This window comes from Sphingomonas sp. MJ1 (PH-R8) (assembly GCF_048058635.1).
Classification (GTDB): Bacteria; Pseudomonadota; Alphaproteobacteria; order Sphingomonadales; family Sphingomonadaceae; genus Sphingomonas.
This window is the reverse complement of sequence record NZ_JBBEFX010000003.1, coordinates 116,870-134,930: the sequence shown is the minus strand read 5'-3', so window position 1 is coordinate 134,930 and position 18,061 is coordinate 116,870. Positions and strand designations below refer to the sequence as shown.

15 protein-coding genes are annotated in these 18,061 nt (G+C 69.9%); 6 read left to right on the top strand and 9 right to left on the bottom strand.

Annotated features, from left to right (window positions below; genetic code table 11):
* Nucleotides 1-38: 38 nt before the first annotated feature.
* Genes infB through rimP form a run of 5 tightly spaced genes read right to left on the bottom strand, consistent with a single transcriptional unit; the run spans nucleotide 39 to nucleotide 6,093 of the window.
* Complete coding sequence (gene infB / locus VPH46_RS03800; protein WP_416609021.1) at nucleotides 39-2,900, bottom strand: translation initiation factor IF-2; 2,862 nt, start codon at nucleotides 2,898-2,900, stop codon at nucleotides 39-41.
* A 3-nt stretch (nucleotides 2,901-2,903) separates the two neighbouring features.
* On the bottom strand, nucleotides 2,904-3,704 hold the full coding sequence (locus VPH46_RS03795) for a DUF448 domain-containing protein (RefSeq protein ID WP_416609019.1): 801 nt from the start codon (nucleotides 3,702-3,704) through the stop codon (nucleotides 2,904-2,906).
* Nucleotides 3,685-3,921, bottom strand: coding sequence for a tautomerase family protein (locus VPH46_RS03790; protein WP_125962114.1), 237 nt, complete (start codon nucleotides 3,919-3,921; stop codon nucleotides 3,685-3,687). Before VPH46_RS03790 ends, VPH46_RS03795 begins: the two co-directional genes overlap by 20 nt.
* On the bottom strand, nucleotides 3,921-5,546 hold the full coding sequence (nusA, locus tag VPH46_RS03785) for a transcription termination factor NusA (protein WP_416609017.1): 1,626 nt from the start codon (nucleotides 5,544-5,546) through the stop codon (nucleotides 3,921-3,923). Before nusA ends, VPH46_RS03790 begins: the two co-directional genes overlap by 1 nt.
* Nucleotides 5,547-5,550: 4 nt before the next feature.
* Nucleotides 5,551-6,093, bottom strand: a complete 543-nt coding sequence (gene rimP / locus VPH46_RS03780; RefSeq protein WP_132883002.1) for a ribosome maturation protein RimP — start codon at nucleotides 6,091-6,093, stop codon at nucleotides 5,551-5,553.
* Nucleotides 6,094-6,324: 231 nt separating this feature from the next.
* Between rimP and VPH46_RS03775 the strand changes: the two genes are divergently transcribed.
* Nucleotides 6,325-7,494 (top strand): PQQ-dependent sugar dehydrogenase, encoded by a 1,170-nt coding sequence (locus VPH46_RS03775; RefSeq protein ID WP_416609015.1) that lies wholly within the window; start codon nucleotides 6,325-6,327, stop codon nucleotides 7,492-7,494.
* A 184-nt stretch (nucleotides 7,495-7,678) separates the two neighbouring features.
* Here the strand turns inward: VPH46_RS03775 and VPH46_RS03770 are convergent, their stop codons facing one another.
* From VPH46_RS03770 to VPH46_RS03760, 3 genes are all read right to left on the bottom strand, one after another.
* On the bottom strand, nucleotides 7,679-8,779 hold the full coding sequence (locus tag VPH46_RS03770; protein ID WP_416609013.1) for an ATP phosphoribosyltransferase regulatory subunit: 1,101 nt from the start codon (nucleotides 8,777-8,779) through the stop codon (nucleotides 7,679-7,681).
* A 218-nt stretch (nucleotides 8,780-8,997) separates the two neighbouring features.
* The gene (gene serA / locus VPH46_RS03765) at nucleotides 8,998-10,575 is read right to left on the bottom strand and encodes a phosphoglycerate dehydrogenase (protein WP_416609011.1); all 1,578 of its coding nucleotides are present in this window, start codon (nucleotides 10,573-10,575) and stop codon (nucleotides 8,998-9,000) included.
* A 119-nt stretch (nucleotides 10,576-10,694) separates the two neighbouring features.
* Nucleotides 10,695-11,876: a phosphoserine transaminase gene (locus VPH46_RS03760; protein WP_416609009.1), complete on the bottom strand. Its 1,182-nt coding sequence runs from the start codon at nucleotides 11,874-11,876 to the stop codon at nucleotides 10,695-10,697.
* Between the two features lie 189 nt (nucleotides 11,877-12,065).
* Between VPH46_RS03760 and VPH46_RS03755 the strand changes: the two genes are divergently transcribed.
* Both VPH46_RS03755 and VPH46_RS03750 read left to right on the top strand, forming a co-directional pair.
* Entirely contained in the window at nucleotides 12,066-12,755 is a 690-nt protein-coding gene (locus tag VPH46_RS03755) for an extensin family protein (RefSeq protein ID WP_416609007.1), read from the top strand.
* Nucleotides 12,756-12,839: 84 nt separating this feature from the next.
* Complete coding sequence (locus VPH46_RS03750; protein WP_125962107.1) at nucleotides 12,840-13,718, top strand: LOG family protein; 879 nt, start codon at nucleotides 12,840-12,842, stop codon at nucleotides 13,716-13,718.
* Nucleotides 13,719-13,839: 121 nt separating this feature from the next.
* On the opposite strand, the gene VPH46_RS03745 is transcribed toward VPH46_RS03750, so the two are convergent.
* Entirely contained in the window at nucleotides 13,840-14,001 is a 162-nt protein-coding gene (locus tag VPH46_RS03745; protein ID WP_239433928.1) for a DUF1674 domain-containing protein, read from the bottom strand.
* Between the two features lie 109 nt (nucleotides 14,002-14,110).
* Here VPH46_RS03745 and VPH46_RS03740 point away from each other — a divergent pair, with 109 nt between their 5' ends.
* From VPH46_RS03740 to VPH46_RS03730, 3 genes are all read left to right on the top strand, one after another.
* Entirely contained in the window at nucleotides 14,111-15,376 is a 1,266-nt protein-coding gene (locus VPH46_RS03740; RefSeq protein WP_416609004.1) for an RsmB/NOP family class I SAM-dependent RNA methyltransferase, read from the top strand.
* A 229-nt stretch (nucleotides 15,377-15,605) separates the two neighbouring features.
* On the top strand, nucleotides 15,606-16,268 hold the full coding sequence (gene rpe / locus VPH46_RS03735) for a ribulose-phosphate 3-epimerase (RefSeq protein ID WP_132882912.1): 663 nt from the start codon (nucleotides 15,606-15,608) through the stop codon (nucleotides 16,266-16,268).
* On the top strand, nucleotides 16,265-18,016 hold the full coding sequence (locus VPH46_RS03730; RefSeq protein ID WP_416609002.1) for a heparinase II/III family protein: 1,752 nt from the start codon (nucleotides 16,265-16,267) through the stop codon (nucleotides 18,014-18,016). The genes rpe and VPH46_RS03730 overlap by 4 nt, the downstream gene beginning before the upstream one ends.
* The last annotated feature ends 45 nt before the right edge of the window (nucleotides 18,017-18,061 follow it).

The following is an 18,061-nucleotide window of genomic DNA, read 5'->3' as shown; positions in this document are numbered from 1 at the left end:
GGTGTCACCCCGGCGCGGAGCCGAGGTGACACGGATACTCAGAGCGTGCGCTCGCGCAGCTCGACCTCGAAGGTTTCAAGGAAGTCGCCGGCCTTGATGTCGGTGAAGTTCTGCGTGAACGTCACACCGCATTCCAGGCCTGCACGAACTTCGGCGACATCGTCCTTGAACCGACGGAGCGAGGCGATCTCGCCCTGGTAGATGATGACGTCGTTGCGCGTGATGCGCGCCTTGAGCGCCTTGCGAATGACCCCTTCGACCACCAGCAGACCGGCGGCCTTGCCCGTCTTGCCCGCGGAGAAGACTTCGCGGATCTCGGCGCGGCCCACGACCGTCTCGAACGCCTCGGGACCGAGCTCGCCCGCCATGCCGGCGCGGATCTCGTCCACCAGGTCGTAGATGACGTCGTAATACTTCAGCGCCACCTTGTTCCGCTCGGCGATCTCGCGCGCCTTGCTGTTCGGGCGGACGTTGAAGCCGATGATCGGCGCACCCGAGGCACCCGCCAGCGTCACATCGCTCTCGGTGATGCCGCCGACGCCCGAATGCAGGATGCGCACCCGGATTTCGTCGGTCGAGATCTTGTTGAGCGAACCCACGATCGCCTCGACGGTGCCCTGGGTGTCGGCCTTGACGACCAGCGGATATTCGATCGCCTGCTTGTCCTTGAGCGCAGAGAACATGCTCTCCAGGCTCGCGGGCGCGTTGGTGGTGCGCTTCTGCTGGATCACGCCGGCACGATATTCCGCGACTTCGCGGGCACGCGCCTCGTTCTCCACCACCTGCAGCAGGTCGCCGGCCATCGGCACGCCCGACAGGCCCAGCACCTCGACCGGCATCGCCGGACCCGCCTGCTTCACCTGACGGCCCTTGTCGTCGATCAGCGCGCGGACCTTGCCGCTCTCGGCACCGACGACGAACACGTCGCCGACCTTGAGCGTGCCGCGGTTGACGAGGATCGTCGCGACCGGGCCGCGGCCCTTGTCGAGCTTCGCCTCGATCACCGCACCCTCGGCCTGGCGGTCGGGGTTGGCGCGCAGCTCGAGCAGTTCGGCCTGCAGCTGGATCTTCTCGATCAGCGTGTCGAGACCGATCTTCTTGAGCGCGGAGACTTCGACGTCCTGCGTCTCGCCGCCCATTTCCTCGACCTGGACGTTGTGCTCGAGCAGACGCTCGCGCACCCGCTGCGGGTTCGCCTCGTGCTTGTCGATCTTGTTGATCGCCACGATCATCGGCTTGCCCGACGCCTTGGTGTGGTTGATCGCCTCGATCGTCTGCGGCATCAGCCCGTCGTCGGCCGCCACCACCAGGACGACGATGTCGGTGACGTCGGCACCGCGCGCACGCATCTCGGTGAAGGCCTCGTGGCCCGGCGTGTCGAGGAAGGTGATCTTCGACTTGTCCTTCAGCGTCACCTGATACGCACCGATGTGCTGGGTGATGCCACCGGCCTCGCCGCGCACCACGTCGGTGCCGCGCAGCGCGTCGAGCAGCGAGGTCTTGCCGTGGTCGACATGGCCCATGATCGTCACCACCGGCGGACGCGGCTTGAGCGCCTCGGGTGCGTCCTCCGTCGTGTCGAGCGCCAGGTCGATGTCGGCGTCGGACACGCGGACGATGTTGTGGCCGAACTCGGTCACCAGCAGCTCGGCCGTATCCTGGTCGATGGTCTGCGTCATGGTGACGGGCATGCCCATCTTGAACAGCGCCTTGACCAGGTCGGCGCCCTTCTCGGCCATGCGGTTGGCGAGTTCCTGAACGGTGATCGCCTCCGGCACCTGCACGTCACGGACCTGCTTGGCCTGCGGCTCGCGCGGGCCGCCGTAGTGACGCTTTTCCTTTTCGCGGGCGCGCTTCAGCGCCGCGAGCGAGCGCGCACGCGCGCCGTCGCCATCACCAAGCGCACGCGTGACGGTGAGCTTGCCCGACTGGCGGCGATCGTCACCCTTGCGGTCGCGCGACGGTGCAGGCCGGCTCGGCGCATCGTTGCGACGCGGCGGGAGGGCGGCGCCCGTACGGTTCGCAGGCGAGGCGTTGTTCGAAGCGGGCGAGGCGCTCGGCGTCGGCGTGGGAGCCGGTGCGGGCTTGGGCTCGGGCTTCGGGATCTCGGGACGCTGCACGGGCGTGAAGCGACGCGGCGCCGGCAGCGACGAGTCGAACTGCACCGTCACGGGCTGCGCCGGACGCGGCGGCGCGGCCGGGCGACGCGGTGCCTGGGCGGCAGGAGCGGCCGGCTTCGGCGCGGCAGCGACAGGCGCAGCCGGCTTCGGCGCTTCGGCCGCGGGGGCCGGTGCGGGCGTCGGCGCAGGGGTGGGAGTCGGAGCGGCAGGTGCCACGGCGACCGGCTCGGAAACCTCGGGCGCTGCCGGAGCCGGTGCGGGGGCGGCTTCGACCTTGGGCTCGGGCGTCGGCTCCACGGCCGGGGCGGCCGGCTCGGCAGGCGCCGCTGCCGGCGCTTCTGCCGCGCGACGGCTTTCCTCGGCGCGACGCTGCTCCTGCTCCTGCGCTTCCTGGCGCAGGCGCTCGTCACGACGGCGGCCCTCTTCGAGCGCGGTCATGCGGGCCTCTTCGGCCTCACGCAGCAGCTTCGCCTGAAGCTCGTGGCGCGACAGGCCGGCATTGGCGTTCACGGCCGGGGCGGGCGCAGGCGCACGCGGTGCGACGGGCGCAGGCGCCGGCGTCGGGCTCGTGGCCTCCTGGGCGGGCGCGGCCGCAGGAGCACCCTGCTGCTGCTCTTCGCCCGGGCGGCCGAGCACGCGGCGGCGCTTGACCTCCACGACCACGGTGTTGGAGCGGCCATGGCTGAAGCTCTGCTTCACCTTGCCCGTCTCCACCGTGCGCTTCAGCCCCAGCGGTGCCCGCGCGCCCAGCTTCGGCTTGTCGTTGTCCGTCTCGCTCATGCGTTACTCGAGTTCCTGCTTCGTCGTCGTCTGTGCGGCGGCCGAGATTCCGGCAGCCGATGCGCCCTGCGATTCGGTTTCGCAAGACACGGAGGAGGGTACGGGTCCGATAAAGTGCAGCCATCGGGCGATCGCTTCGCCGACCCGACTGGCCGCTGGTCTGTCGGTCACACCGACATGTACCACATTTTCGCGCCCCAGCGCCAAGGACAATATGGTACGCCCGACGGGCAATTCCAATCCCCTGACGCCACTGCCTTCGCGATCGGACCCGACGCGCCATGCCTGGGCGAGCTTGCCCGCCCCGTCGGCACCCGCGTCGGAGGCGTGGTAGAGCGCGTGAAGCTGGCCGCTGCGCGCCGCCTTCACGATCCGCTCGCCACCCGACACCAGCTTGCCCGAACGCGCCTCCAGCCCGAGCCGTTCGAGCGCGGCGCGTTGCAGCGCCTGTTCGATTCGGTCGGAGAGGTCGTCGGGAATCGTGATCGCCTGCGTCTTGAAGGCGCGCGACAGCGCACCCTTCAGCCGGCCCTTGGCGATCGCCGCATCCAGTGCCGCGCGATCGACGCCGATCCAGGCACCGCGTCCGGGTGCCTTGGCATGGACGTCGGGGAGCACCTCGCCGTCCGGAGACAGCGCGAGGCGCACGAGCGCGCCCCGCTCACCCGTCTCGCGAGTGAGGATGCAGCTGCGCTCCGGTCCGCGCGGTTCACGCGGAGGCCGGGGCGTGGCGGGATTACGCTGTCCGCGGTGCCCGGAGGCGCGCGGGGTTACCGAAGCGGCATCATTGCGAGGGTTCCGCATGCGCGTCCTCCCTCGCTTGGGGCGTGCCGGCATCGCGATCCGCGATCAGCTGGCCGCCCGCACCATAGTTCTCGGTCGAGAGCTCGGTGATGTTGATCTGGACGGCGGCCGGGTTCTTGCCCAGCCGCTCGACCAGCGAACGCGTGACGTCGGCGACAATCGCCGCCTTCTGCTCGCGCGAGGCGGCGCCGGCCAGGCGAATGTCGACGAACGGCATCAGGCCTCGGCCTCCTCGCCGGTGGACGCTTCGGCCGGAGCCTCGCCCGCTTCCTCGTCATCGAACCAGTGCGCACGCGCGGCCATGATGATCTCGTTGCCCTGCTCGTCCGACAGCCCGTACTCGGCCAGGATGCCGCCCTTGGGCTCGCTGCGCTTGGCCGCATCGTCGTTGCGACGGCGCGGCTCGGCGCGCTTCTTCTCGACCAGCTCGTCGGTGGCGAGGTCGGCCAGGTCATCCAGCGTCTTGATGCCCGCCTTGCCGAGCGTGACCAGCATCGCCTCGGTCAGGTACGGCATCTCGGCCAGCGCGTCGTCGACGCCCAGGGCACGGCGTGCCTCGCGGTTCGCTTCCTCGCGACGCTCCAGCGCTTCCTGCGCGCGGTTCTGGAGCTCGGCGGCGAGGTCCTCGTCGAAGCCCTCGATCGCGGCAAGCTCGTCCACCTCGACATAGGCGACTTCTTCCAGCTCGCCGAAGCCCTCGGCGACCAGCAGCTGCGCCAGCGTCTCGTCGACGTCGAGTTCGCGCTCGAACATCGCCGAACGCTCGACGAATTCCTTCTGGCGCTTCTCCGACGCATCGGCCTCGGTCAGGATGTCGATCGCCTTGGCGGTCAGCTGGCTGGCCAGTCGTACATTCTGGCCGCGACGGCCGATCGCGAGGCTCAGCTGATCGTCAGGGACGACCACCTCGATGCGATCCTCTTCCTCGTCGATCACGACGCGGCTGACGTTCGCCGGCTGCAGCGCGTTGACGACGAAGGTCGCGGTGTCTTCCGACCAAGGGATGATGTCGATCTTCTCGCCCTGCATCTCCTGGACGACCGCCTGCACGCGGCTGCCCTTCATGCCGACGCAGGCGCCGACGGGGTCGATCGAGCTGTCGCGGCTGATGACGCCGATCTTGGCGCGCGAGCCCGGGTCGCGGGCGGCCGCCTTGATCTCGATGATGCCGTCGTAGATCTCGGGCACTTCCTGCGCGAACAGCTTCTTCATGAAGTCCGGGTGCGCGCGGGACAGGAAGATCTGCGGCCCGCGGTTCTCGCGGCGGACGTTCAGGATCAGCGAGCGGGTGCGGTCCCCGACGCGCACCGCTTCGCGCGGGATCTGCTGGTCGCGGCGGATCACGCCCTCGGCGCGGCCCAGGTCGACCACGACGTGGCCGAACTCGACGCGCTTGACGACGCCGGTGATGATCTCACCCACGCGGTCCTTGAACTCTTCGAACTGGCGCTCGCGCTCTGCGTCGCGGACCTTCTGGAAGATCACCTGCTTGGCAGCCTGCGCCGCGATGCGGCCGAACTCGATCGGGGGGAGCGGATCGACGATATAGTCGCCGACGACCGCGCCCTTCTGGAGCTTCTGCGCCTGGGTGACGTCGACCTGCTTGAAATAGTCGTCGACGGCCTCGACCACCTCGACCACGCGCCACAGGCGCAGGTCGCCGGTGTTGGGGTCGAGCTTGGCGCGGATGTCGTTCTCGGCGCCATAGCGGGCACGGGCGGCGCGCTGGATCGCGTCCTCCATCGCCTCGATGACGATGCCCTTGTCGATCAGCTTCTCGCGCGCGACCGAATCGGCGATCGCGATCAGCTCGGCGCGGTTGGCGGTAACGGCAGTGGCCATGGGCTTACCCTTCTACTTCGATGATGTCGTCCGCCCCGCTCGCGTCGAGCGGCTGGGTGGCGGCGAGGAGCTTGTCGGTGATGGTGAGCTTGGCGTCGGCGACCGCGGCGAACGGGATCGTCATCGCGCGAAACTTGCGGACGTCGATCGTGATCTGGTCGCCTTCGACACCGACGAGGTCGCCGGTGAGCTGCTTGCGTCCCTCGATCGGCTCAGCGAGCGTGATGCGCGCTTCCTGCCCTGCCCAGTCGGCGAAGTCCTGGAGGCGCGTCAACGGACGATCGATGCCGGGCGACGACACTTCGAGCCGGTACGCGCCCTCGATCGGGTCGCGGCCCTCGGCCTCCAGCGCGTCGAACACGTCGGACAGGCGACGCGACAGCGTGGCGCAGTCGTCGATCGTCAGCTGGCGGGTGTCCGGGCGCTCGGCCATGACCTGCAGCGTCGGGTCCGACTTGCCGCCGAACATCTTCACGCGCACCAGCGCCAGCCCCAGGGCCTTCGCCTCGGGCTCGATCAGCCGGTTGAGTTCGGCGATGTCCGCCAATCCACGCTCCAGTTCGTTGCGGCCGGCCAAGCGCCGGTCCTTAGAGTCGGTTCGAACCAAGGTACGCCCCGCCGCCGCCGGACCCGTCGGGCCCGACCTCGCCAAGGTTTCCAATGTCGAGAACAGCCGCGATATAGGGCGTTCGCCGGATCAGGACAAGCGCGAAACGCGCGCCGGGTCTGCGCAACGCCGCACCGCCGCCTGCGTTGAGGCAGCAACAGGGAGACGTTCATGCATCGCACCATCGCCTGCGCCACCGCCGCCATCCTGCTCGCCGCCTGCGGCGCGCCCAACGATCCCGCCATCGCCAACGGCAGCGCACCCCAGGCGAGCAGCGCCCCCGCTGCCACGGACGGTCGCCCCTTCGCGGTGACGCCAGTCACCACCCTCGACTCCCCCTGGGCGATGACCTTCCTGCCCGACGGCAGGATGCTGGTGACGGAGAAGGCGGGGCGGATGCTGCTGGTGCAGCAGTCAACAGGCGGCAACCCCATCATTTGGCCGATCGCAGGCGTTCCTGCCGTCGACAGCGAAGGCCAGGGCGCGCTCATGGACGTGGTCGCGGCACCCGATTTCGCGCGCAGCAAGCTCGTCTATTTCTCGGGCTCCGTCACCGGTCCCGGCGGCAAGGGCGTGAAGCTATGGCGTGGCCGCCTTGTGCATGATGCCGAGCAGGGCGCGCGGCTGGAGGGCGTCACGGAACTGTTCAGCGCGACGCCCTTCGTCTCCGGCGACGGCCATTACTCCGGCCGCATCGCCTTTGCGCCGGACGGCCAGCACCTGTTCTTCACCAACGGCGAGCGCCAGAAGTTCGATCCCGCACAGGATCCCAAGGCGACGCTCGGCAAGGTGCTGCGCCTGACGCTCGACGGCAAGCCGGCGGGCGACCCCGGCCTCACCGCGCGCGGCTTCCACCCCGCGGTCTGGTCCTACGGCCACCGCAACCTGCTCGGCCTCGCCTTCGATGCCCAGGGCAATCTGTGGGAGCAGGAGATGGGCCCCAAGGGCGGCGACGAGGTCAACCTGATCCTGCCCGGCCGCAACTATGGCTGGCCGAAGGTTTCGAACGGCAGCCACTATGACGGCCGCGACATTCCCGACCACAAGGCCGGCGATGGCTTCGAGCCGCCCAAGGTGTCGTGGAACCCGGTGATCTCGCCGGGCGGGCTCCTGGTCTATACGGGGGCGATGTTCCCCGAGTGGCAGGGCGACCTGTTCATCGGCGGCCTGTCGAGCGAGGCGCTGGTCCGCGTCGACGTGAACGACACCAACGCCCGCAAGGGCGACCAGTGGCCGATGGGCAAGCGCATCCGCGACGTCGAGCAGGGCCCGGACGGCGCGATCTGGCTGCTGGAGGACGGCGAAGGCGGCCGGCTGCTGAAGCTGACAAGGGCGGGGTGAGGCTGGGAGGCTCACGCAGCCCCCGACCCCCCTTCCGTTTGCCTCGAGTAGCCGTCGAGTAGCTGCGAAGCAGCGTATCGAGAGGTCGCCTCCCCGGGCGGCACCTCGATACGAGCCACGATACGCTCCTTACGGAGCTACTCGGTCTCTACTCGGCACGAACGGGGAAAGGGAGGAAAACCTCTCACCCCAGCGCGACCGGCCCCTCGCTCCCCAGCCGATGCGTGCACAGCTGCGCCTCGGGCGTGTCGTCTGCGGTCAGCGCCGCGACCGTCACCCAGCCCTCGGCCCTGAGCGCCGCGCCGGATGCGACCGGGGTCCCGAACGGCAGGAACAGCCGCCGCCGCGCGTCCGCGCCGATGCCCGCGTCGAGCAACACGTCGGCATAGAGCGAGAAGCCCACCGCCGGCTCGGCGCGTCCGTCCTCGCCTACCACGGCATAGGCGCCGCCGCGGCCGATCTGCGCGCGCAGGTCGCGCGCGAACAGCGAGAAGCCGACCCAGCTCTGATATTCGAATCCATGCCGCTCCGTCGGATCAAGCGTCAGCGCCGCGCGGCCGCGGATCGCCTCGGCGATCGCCTCCAGGCCGTCAAGCCTGGTGCGGAGCGTTCCCGCCACGTCGCTCGCGCGCAGCCCGGCGAGCGCCTGGTCAAACGGCCCCGCCGCCTGGATCAGCGGCAGATAGGCCGGGTCGATCGCCGCGACCGCACTGGCGTCCTTGCCGTCAAGCGCCTCGCGCAGCGCCGTCAACTGCTCGGGCGCCAGCGTGTCGCCGGCCAGCGCGTCGAGCAGGTCCGGCAGGGTGAAGTCGACCGACACGTCCGAAAGCCCGGCAGCCGCCAGTGCCTCCAGGGCGACGGTCACCACCTCACGCACCGCCGCCACGCTGTCGAGGCCGATCAGCTCGGCACCGATCTGGCGCAGCGCCCGGCGCTGGTCGAGATCGGCGGCGCGCAGCCGCAGCACCGGGCCAGCATAGCACAGCCGCACCGGGCGCGGGTGATGGCCCATGCGAGTCGCGGCGATGCGGCCGACCTGCGCCGTCATGTCAGGGCGGATCGCCAGCGTGCGCTGCGACACCGGATCGACGAAGCGGACGGCATCCTGCGCGCGCGCCGCCTTCAGCCGGCGGCCGAGCGCATCCTCATATTCGGCAAGCGGCGGATCGACCTGTTCATAGCCATAGCTGCGCGCGACCGACAGCACGCGCCCTTCGAACCGCGCCACCGCATCGGCAGCGGGCGGCAGGCGGTCGTGAAACCCTTCGGGCAAAAGGCCGGTCATCGCAAAATCCTGTTGGGCGCAGCCCCGATCGGCGCGCCTCGGCCAGCTACGGGATGCATGCGCGCCCGACAAGCTTGGTCGGCGCGCCCACCCCTTGCAGGCTCGTACCCCGGCGAAGGCCGGGGTCCAGTTACGGCGGGTTCGAGGCGTTGGCCCACCCCCAGCCGCTTTCCAAACTGGACCCCGGCCTCCGCCGGGGTACGATGCTAGGTTGCTCCTTAGAACGCCAGCGCCATCGCCGTGCGCACGCCCGGAAGCGCGCGAACCTGGGCGGCGAGTTCCGGCGTCACCGGCTCGTCGACCGAGAGGAGCAGGATCGCCTCGCCCCCGGCATTGCGGCGGCCGAGGTGGAAGGTGCCGATGTTGACCCCTGCCTCGCCCAGCGTGGTGCCGAGGCGGCCGATGAAGCCCGGCGCGTCCTCGTTGACGATGTAGAGCATGTGGCCGGCAAGGTCGGCCTCGACCTTGATGCCGAACAGCTCGACCAGGCGCGGCGCCTGGTTGCCGAACAGCGTACCTGCGACCGAACGGTCGCCCGCCTCGGTGCGCACCGTCACGCGCACCAGCGTGTGATAGTCGCCCTCGCGCTCGTTGCGCACTTCGCGCACCTCAAGGCCCCGCTCCTTCGCCAGGAACGGCGCATTGACCATGTTCACCGTGTCCGAATGGACGCGCATCAGGCCCGCGAGCACCGCGCCGGTGATCGGCTTCTGGTTGAGCTCGGCGGCCGCGCCCTCGACCTCGATCGAAATCGAGCTGAGCGCGCCATGCGCCAGCTGGCCCACCAGCGAGCCGAGCTTTTCGGCCAGCGCCATGTACGGCTTGAGCTTGGGCGCTTCCTCGGCCGACAGCGACGGCATGTTGAGCGCGTTGGTGACGCCGCCCGACACCAGGTAATCGGCCATCTGCTCGGCCACCTGAATGGCGACGTTGACCTGCGCTTCGGTCGTGGATGCGCCCAGGTGCGGGGTGGAGATGAAATTGGGCGTCCCGAACAGCGGCGATTCCTTCGCCGGCTCAGTCACGAACACGTCGAGCGCCGCGCCGCCGATATGCCCCGAATCGAGCCCGGCCTTCAGCGCCGCCTCGTCGATCAGGCCGCCGCGCGCGCAGTTGATGATGCGCACGCCCTTCTTGGTCTTGGCGAGATTCTCGGCCGACAGGATGTTGCGGGTCTGGTCGGTCAGCGGCGTGTGCAGCGTGATGAAGTCGGCCCGCGCGAGCAGCATGTCGAGATCGACCTTCTCCACGCCCATCTCGATCGCGCGCTCCGGGGTGAGGAACGGGTCGAAGGCGACGACCTTCATCTTCAGGCCGCGCGCACGGTCGGCGACGATCGAGCCGATGTTGCCCGCACCGATCAGGCCCAGCGTCTTGGCGGTCAGCTCGACGCCCATGAAGCGGTTCTTTTCCCACTTGCCGGCCTGGGTCGAGGCGTCTGCCTCCGGCAGCTGGCGGGCGAGCGCGAACATCAGCGCGATGGCATGTTCGGCGGTGGTGATCGAGTTGCCGAACGGGGTGTTCATCACCACCACGCCGCGTGCCGAGGCCGCCGGAATGTCGACGTTGTCGACGCCGATGCCGGCGCGCCCAACCACCTTCAGGTTGGTCGCGGCGTCCAGGATTTCCTTGGTGACCTTGGTCGAGGAGCGGATGGCGAGGCCGTCATACTGGCCGATGATCGCCTTGAGCTCTTCGGGCGTCTTGCCGGTGATCTCGTCCACCTCGACCCCGCGCTCGCGGAAGATCTGAGCGGCCTTGGGATCCATTTTGTCGGAGATGAGGACTTTGGGCATGGGTCGGTCCTTGGAAAGAAGATGCAGTGCTCCTGCGAAGGCAGGAGCCTAGAGTTTCGAAACGAGACGCGTGTGGCCCTGGGCTCCTGCCTGCGCAGGAGCACGTCAGAGCGCGGGGATCAGGCGGGCTTGACCTGTTCCCAGGCCCAGTCGAGCCAGGGGCCGAGCGCCTCGATGTCGGCGGTGTCCACGGTCGCGCCGCACCAGATGCGCAGGCCCGCCGGGGCGTCGCGATAGCCGGCGATGTCGAACGCCGCGCCTTCTGCTTCCAGGAGCGACGCCATCTTCTTGATCATCGCCGCCTGGGCGTCGGCATCTGCATCGGTGACGAGCTTCAGGCAGACGCTGGTGTTCGAACGGATCGCCGGATCCGCCGGCAGATGGTCGAGCCAGTCGCGCGCCTCGACGATCCGGCCGAGCGCTGTCGCATTGGCGGTGGAGCGCGCGATCAGGCCGTTGAGCCCGCCGACGTGCTGCGCCCATTCCATCGCAAAGATCGCGTCTTCGACCGCGAGCATCGACGGCGTGTTGATGGTCTCGCCCTTGAAGATGCCCTCGATCAGCTTGCCGCCCTTGGTCATGCGGAAGATCTTGGGCAGCGGCCAGGCCGGGGTGTAGCTCTCCAGCCGCTCGACCGCGCGCGGGCCCAGGATCAGCACGCCGTGGGCGCCCTCGCCGCCCAGCACCTTCTGCCACGAGAAGGTGACCACATCGAGCTTGTCCCACGGCAGGTCCATCGCGAACACGGCCGAGGTGGCGTCGGCGATGGTCAGGCCGCCGCGGTCGTCGGCGATCCAGTCGCCGTTCGGCACGCGCACGCCCGAGGTGGTGCCGTTCCAGGTGAAGATCACGTCATGCTCGGGGCTGACCTGGGTCAGGTCGACGATCTCGCCATAGGGTGCCTTGAGCACGTTGGGCTCGATCTTGAGCTGCTTGACCGCATCGGTCACCCAGCCCTCGCCAAAGCTCTCCCAGGCGAGCAGCGTCACCGGCCGTGCGCCCAGCAGCGACCACATCGCCATTTCGACGGCACCCGTGTCGGAGCCCGGAACGATGCCGATGCGATGGGTGTCGGGGACCTGGAGGAGTTCGCGGGTCAGGTCGATCGCGCGCTGGAGCCGCGCCTTGCCGAGCTTCGAGCGGTGCGAGCGGCCGAGAACCTCGGTGGCGAGCTTCTCGGGCGACCAGCCCGGCGGCTTGGCGCAGGGACCAGAGGAAAAATGGGGGCGTACCGGCTTGGTGGCGGGCTTCGCGGGTGCGGCAGACGCACCGGTGGCGGGAACCGAAACTGTATCCGTCAAAATAGTCTCTCCTCACAGAGAGCACGCGCTGCGTTGGGACAGCGTGGCCCGCCGCCGGCCCTAGCGGCGTGCGAGCGCTTGTCAACGCGTTACGCCAATTGGGTAGCTGTTCGGAAAGGCGGCAGGACGAGGCGTGGGCGCCTCCGGCCGGGTGGCGCCGCCCGCCGGATGTCCGCTACACCCCTCCCCATGCATTTGGTTTCGCGTCGGCTCTCCGCCCTGTTGCTGCCCCTGCTGCTCGCAGGCTGCATTTTCGGCGGAGGGCGCGAGGAGCGCCGCCCGGCCCCGCGGCCACGCGGCAGCGGTCCGGTGACGCTGACCGGCCAGACCCCGCCCGGCACGCAGCAATGCTATGCCGACCTGTCGCGCGCCGGCGTCCGGTTTAGCCCCCTGCCCGACCGCGACTATGGCGGCGGCTGCCTGGTGCTGGGCGCGGTGCAGCTCATCGACTTCGGCACGCCCACCGCGGGCCTGAAGGCGATCCGCTGCCCGACCGCGCGCGCCTTCGTCGGCTGGGTCCAGTACGGCGTCGGCCCGGCCGCCCGCCAGATCCTGGGCAGCGACGTGGTGCGGATCGAAAGCTATGGCAGCTACGTGTGCCGCGGCATCGTCGGGCAGGGCGCTGCCGGATCGGCCAAGCTGTCGCAGCACGGGCTCGCCAACGCGATCGATATCGGCGGCTTCGTGCTCGCCGACGGCCGCCGCATCAGCATCGAACAGGGCTGGCGCTCCGGCGACCCGGCGGTGCAGCAGTTCCTGCAGGTGGTGCACCGCTCCGCCTGCCGCCGCTTCAAGACCGTGCTCGGGCCGGACTATAACGCCGCCCACTACAACCACCTTCATTTCGACATGGGCGGACGCGGAGATTTCTGCCGCTAGCTTGCGTGCGCGCCCAGCCGCTCTAGATTGGTCCGCTTTCGCCAAGCGCGCGCCCCGCCCGCCTTGGCTGTTGCAGGAAGTGTCATGACCGATACCCGAGTTCCGTCGCGCGTATTTCGCGACGCCAAGCACGAGGCCGAGAGCGCCCGCACCCAGATCTCGACGCCGCAGACGGAGCATCCGTCCTACCGCCTCGCTTTCCAGGACATGGACTTCCTGCTGCGCGAGGACCTGCGCCCGGTCCGCTTCCAGCTGGAGCTGCTGAAGCCCGAGCTGGTGTTCGACGCGGCGAACATCGCCTCCACCTTCGTGATCTACGGCTCCGCCCGCATCCCCGAACCGAGCAAGGCCGGCGCGCTCCTGGAACTCGCGCAGGACGATCGCGCCAAGCGCATCGCCGAGCGGCTGATCGCCAAGTCCAAATATTATGACGTCGCCCGCGAGCTCGCCGGCCTCGCCAGCAACTTCCCGCAGTCGGAGGACGGCAAGCGCCACTTCGTGGTGTGCTCGGGCGGCGGCCCCTCGATCATGGAGGCCGCGAACCGCGGTGCGAGCGAGGCGGGCGCCGAGTCGGTCGGCCTCAACATCGTGCTGCCGCACGAACAGGCGCCCAACCCCTATGTTACGCCCTCGCTGTCGATGCAGTTCCACTATTTCGCGCTGCGCAAGATGCACTTCCTGCTGCGCGCGCGTGCCGTGGCGGTGTTCCCCGGCGGCTTCGGCACCTTCGACGAGAGCTTCGAGCTGCTGACGCTGATCCAGACGGGCAAGGTCGAGCCGATCCCCGTGCTCTTCTACGGCCGCGAGTTCTGGGAGCGCGTCGTCAACCTGGAGGCGCTGTGCGACGAGGGCGTGATCTCGCCGCGCGACCTGGACCTCATCACCTTCTGCGAGACCGCCGAGGAAGGCTGGAAGGCGGTCGAGGAATTCTATCGCGCCCGCGGCGACGAACTGCCGAAGTAAGGCGGCTCGCGTTCACCCCGTGCTCCTGCGAAAGCAGGAGCCCAGGGCCACGAGGTGCATCGCGCGGTACTCTGGGCTCCTGCCTTCGCAGGAGCACGGGAGTTTCGAGCGGTGCGGAGCCCTAGAAATCCACCGCCACGCCCTTCAGCTCCCAGTCGCCGTAGCGCACCGGGTTGCTGCCCAGCGGATCGGCGGCCGGCGGCACGACGGGTTCCGGAGTCGGCACCGGCGGACTCTTGGAAAGATGCTCGGGTGGCTTCACGTGGGGCGGTCGCTGGCCCATGGGACTCTCCGATAATGATGCAGCCCCCACATCGGCGGCGAAAGGCTTGGGATCAAGTGAAGCACAGCAACCACGGCATGCGGCAGCGGCCGCACGGACGGCATCGCTGATGGCGCGGCCCCAGCTCGCCCCTGAACCGCCCGGCGTCCCCGCCCGGCGCGCCGCGCTTCGCCTGCTCGACGCCGTGCTGCGTCGCGGCCTCGCCCTGGAAGCGGCGCTCGACCGCGCCACCACCGGCCTCGACCGCCGCGAGGATCGCGGCCTGGTCCACGCGATCGTCAGCGAGGCGCTGCGCCGGCTGCCCGACCTCGACGCGCTGATCGACTCCGCCACCGCGCGGCCGCTGCCGGAGGATGCCAAGGCGCGCTTTGCGCTCCGCATCGCGCTGGTCCAGGCGCTCGCGCTCGGCACGCCGCCACACGCCGCGATCGCCACCGTGCTGCCGCTAGTCGACGGCGGCCCGCGCAAGCTGGTCCACGGCGTGTTCGGCACGCTGATGCGCCGGAACGCGACCCTGCCCGAGCTGCCGGAGCTCCCCGCCGCCACTTGGCTGCGCTGGCAGGCGGCCTGGGGCGAGGACGTGGCCGAGGCCGCGCGCGTCGCCATCGCCGCCCCGCCGCCGGTCGATCTCAGCCTGCGCGGCGACACCACCGCCGCCGAGGGCATGTCGCTGCTGCCGCGTCACCTGCGCGTGCCCGCGTTCGCGACCGTCCCCGAACTTCCCGGCTTTGCCGAGGGCGAATGGTGGGTGCAGGATCTCGCCGCCTCGCTGCCCGCGCGGCTGCTGGGCGACGGGCCCGGCACCGCGCTCGATCTGTGCGCGGCGCCGGGCGGAAAGACGCTGCAGCTCGCGGCCGCCGGCTGGGACGTGACTGCGCTCGACGTGTCGGAGAAGCGGCTCGCCCGCCTGTCCGAGAATCTCGAGCGCACCGGCCTTTCGGCAAAGGTGATCGCCGCCGACGCCCTCAAATGGAAGCCCAAGGAGGCGGTCGACGCGCTGCTGCTCGACGCGCCGTGCAGTGCCACCGGCATCTTCCGCCGGCACCCCGACGTGCTCCATCGCGTACGGCCGGCGGTGATCGCCGAGGCCGTCGAGCTGCAGGCCCGCCTGCTCGCCCGTGCCGCCGAATGGGTGAAGCCCGGCGGCCGGCTGGTCTACGCGACCTGCTCGCTGGAGCGCGAGGAGGGCGAGGCGCAGGTCGAGCGGTTCCTGGCCGAGCGTGCCGACTATCGCCTGGTGCCGGCCGCGCCCGAACTGCTGCCGGAGGGCATCGCGCCCTCCCCGCAAGGCTGGGTGCGCACGCTACCGGGGATGCTGGCGGAACAGGGCGGCCTCGACGGCTTCTTCATCGCGCGGGTCGATCGGGTCGGCTGAGGAACGCCGTTCCTTCCTTCTGTACCCCGGCGGAAGCCGGGGCCCAGGTGGGAAGGCCTCCGCGGGGTGCTCCAATCCAGCACCACCGCAACTGGGCCCCGGCCTCCGCCGGGGTACAAGACGAGAGAGTGCGACACTCTCCCGCAGCGACAGCCCGCCCTCGGAAATCGCCGACCGCTCCCGACACCCGGTTGCGGCAGGGGTGTGCCATGCTAGAGGTCGGCCGATCATGAGCAGACCCGTCCGCATTGCCCCCTCGATCCTGTCCGCCGACTTCGCCCGCCTGGGCGAGGAGGTGCGTGCGATCGACGCGGCCGGTGCCGACTGGATCCATGTGGACGTGATGGACGGGCATTTCGTGCCCAACCTCACCATCGGCCCGATGGTGGTGAAGGCGCTGCGCCAGCACAGTGCCAAGCCCTTCGACGTCCACCTGATGATTGCGCCTGCCGATCCGCTGCTCCAGCCCTTTGCCGAGGCCGGGGCCGACATCATCTCGGTTCACCCCGAGGCGGGTCCCCACCTCCACCGCTCGCTCCAGGCGATCAAGGCGCTCGGCAAGCGCGCGGGCGTGGTGCTGAACCCGGCGACGCCGGTGGAATCGGTAGACCATGTGCTCGACCTCGTCGACCTCATCATGGTGATGAGCGTGAACCCGGGTTTCGGCGGACAGAAGTTCATTACGAGCCAGCTCGCCAAGATCGCGGCGCTGCGCCAGCGCATCGATGCGAGCGGCCGCGAGATCGACCTGGAGGTCGACGGCGGCATCGACCGCACCACCGCGCCTCTGGCAATCGAGGCGGGTGCCAATGTGCTCGTCGCCGGCACCGCCACCTTCGCCGGTGGCCCTGCCGCCTATGCCGACAACATCCGGGCTCTGAGAGGCGCGTGACGGATCCGCTTCCCGAAACCACCGGGCTCGACGGGATCGAAGCGGGCAAGCGGCTCATCCGCCAGAGCGGCGGCAAGGGGCTGTCGCTGGCCGAACGACTATCGGAACGGCTCGAGCGGCTAACCTGGCGCACCCCGTTCCACGCGCTGCGCCTGCGCGGCAAGCATCCGCTCAAGCTGATTGCGGTTGCCGACGATCCCTTCTTCGGTGATCTGGAGCGTGGCTATGCACTGCTCGACGGCATGGTGCTGTTCCGGGGTGAAGCCGTCCCGATCAACGCGCTGTCGCTGTCGCGCCCGAGCTTTTCGGCGCCGTTCGCCGAATATCTCCATAGCTTCGCCTGGCTGCGCGACCTCTCCAGCGTCGCGACCCGCGCCACCGCCGCCCCGATTGCCGAGGCGATCATGCGCCACTGGCTCGCCGCGCACGAGACCAAGGTGTCCAATCCCGCCTGGCGCGCCGACCTTTGGGGCCGTCGCCTGCTGTTCTGGACCGCGCATGCGCCGCTGATCCTGTCGAGCACCGACCTCGTCTATCGGTCCAAGGTGCTGCACGCGCTCGCGCGCGGCGCCCGCCACCTCGACAACACCGCCGCCAAGGTCGCAGCCGGCGTGCCGCGCGTCGCCGCCTGGTGCGGCGTGGTCGCCGCCGGCCTGATGATCCCGGGTGGCGATCCGCGTCGCGTGTTCGGCGAGGCCGGGCTCGCTCGCGCGCTTGCCGCGGCGGTGTTCGAGGACGGCGGCTCGCTCGGTCGCTCGCCCGCCGACCAGCTCGACCTGATCCAGCTGCTCACCATGCTGCGCGAGACCTATGCCGCGCGGCGGATGGAGGCACCCGATGTGCTGGGGGACACCCTCACCCGGCTGGTGTCGGCGCTGCTGGGTGTCTGCCACTCCGATGGCGGACTCGGCAGCTGGCAGGGATCGGCGCCCGTCTCTGGCGAGCGCATCGAGCAGATCGTCGAGGCGACCGGCGTGCGCACGCGTCCGCTGCGCCAGGCCCGCGAGTGGGGCTACCAGCGCCTGTCGGCCGGCAAGACCGTGGTGGTACTCGATGCGGCGCCGCCGCCTGCGAACCGCCAGGCGACCGGCGGCTGTGCCTCCACCCTGGCTTTCGAACTGTCGGACGCCGGCCAGCGCATCGTCGTCAACTGCGGCGGCGCCAATGGCGCGCTGCTGACGCTGCCGCCGACGCTCGCGCCGGCCCTGCGCACGACGGCTGCTCATTCGACTTTGGTGCTGGGCGACTCCAACTCCACCGCCATCCACGCGGACGGCGCGCTCGGGCGCGGCGTGGGCGAGGTCGAGCTCAGCCGCCAGGAAACCGACGAGCTCAGCCGCATCGAGGCGAGCCACGACGGCTATGTCCGCCGCCTGGGCCTCATCCACCGCCGCCTCATCACCCTCTCCACCGACGGCCGCGACCTGGTGGGGGAGGATACGCTGCTCCCCGCCTCCACGCGCGGCGGCAGCAGCGGCAAGCACGGCGACGTCGGCTTCACCATCCGCTTCCACCTGGGCCTGGGCGTCGAGGTCGCGACCACCGCCGACGGCCTTGCCGCCTTCCTCCGCCTGCCGGACGGGCGCTCGGTGTGGCAGTTCCGCTGCCGCGGTGCGGCGCTTGGCGTCGAGGACAGCCTGTGGATCGATGGCGAGGGTATCCCGCACGGCACACAGCAGCTGGTGCTGACGGGCATCGCGCCCCCCGGCGGCGCCGGCATCGGCTGGCGCTTCCACCGCGCACGATAGGCCCGGGAGTCCCGTCCCCTTCTCCGTTCGTTTCGAGTAGCCGTC

Coding starts and splice junctions, on each gene's coding strand:
- infB (WP_416609021.1), bottom strand. CDS start 2,900: ATGAGCGAGACGGACAACGACAAGCCGAAGCTGGGCGCGCGGGCACCG.
- VPH46_RS03795 (WP_416609019.1), bottom strand. CDS start 3,704: ATGCGGAACCCTCGCAATGATGCCGCTTCGGTAACCCCGCGCGCCTCC.
- VPH46_RS03790 (WP_125962114.1), bottom strand. CDS start 3,921: ATGCCGTTCGTCGACATTCGCCTGGCCGGCGCCGCCTCGCGCGAGCAG.
- nusA (WP_416609017.1), bottom strand. CDS start 5,546: ATGGCCACTGCCGTTACCGCCAACCGCGCCGAGCTGATCGCGATCGCC.
- VPH46_RS03775 (WP_416609015.1), top strand. CDS start 6,325: ATGCATCGCACCATCGCCTGCGCCACCGCCGCCATCCTGCTCGCCGCC.
- VPH46_RS03770 (WP_416609013.1), bottom strand. CDS start 8,779: ATGACCGGCCTTTTGCCCGAAGGGTTTCACGACCGCCTGCCGCCCGCT.
- serA (WP_416609011.1), bottom strand. CDS start 10,575: ATGCCCAAAGTCCTCATCTCCGACAAAATGGATCCCAAGGCCGCTCAG.
- VPH46_RS03755 (WP_416609007.1), top strand. CDS start 12,066: ATGCATTTGGTTTCGCGTCGGCTCTCCGCCCTGTTGCTGCCCCTGCTG.
- VPH46_RS03750 (WP_125962107.1), top strand. CDS start 12,840: ATGACCGATACCCGAGTTCCGTCGCGCGTATTTCGCGACGCCAAGCAC.
- VPH46_RS03745 (WP_239433928.1), bottom strand. CDS start 14,001: ATGGGCCAGCGACCGCCCCACGTGAAGCCACCCGAGCATCTTTCCAAG.
- VPH46_RS03740 (WP_416609004.1), top strand. CDS start 14,111: ATGGCGCGGCCCCAGCTCGCCCCTGAACCGCCCGGCGTCCCCGCCCGG.
- rpe (WP_132882912.1), top strand. CDS start 15,606: ATGAGCAGACCCGTCCGCATTGCCCCCTCGATCCTGTCCGCCGACTTC.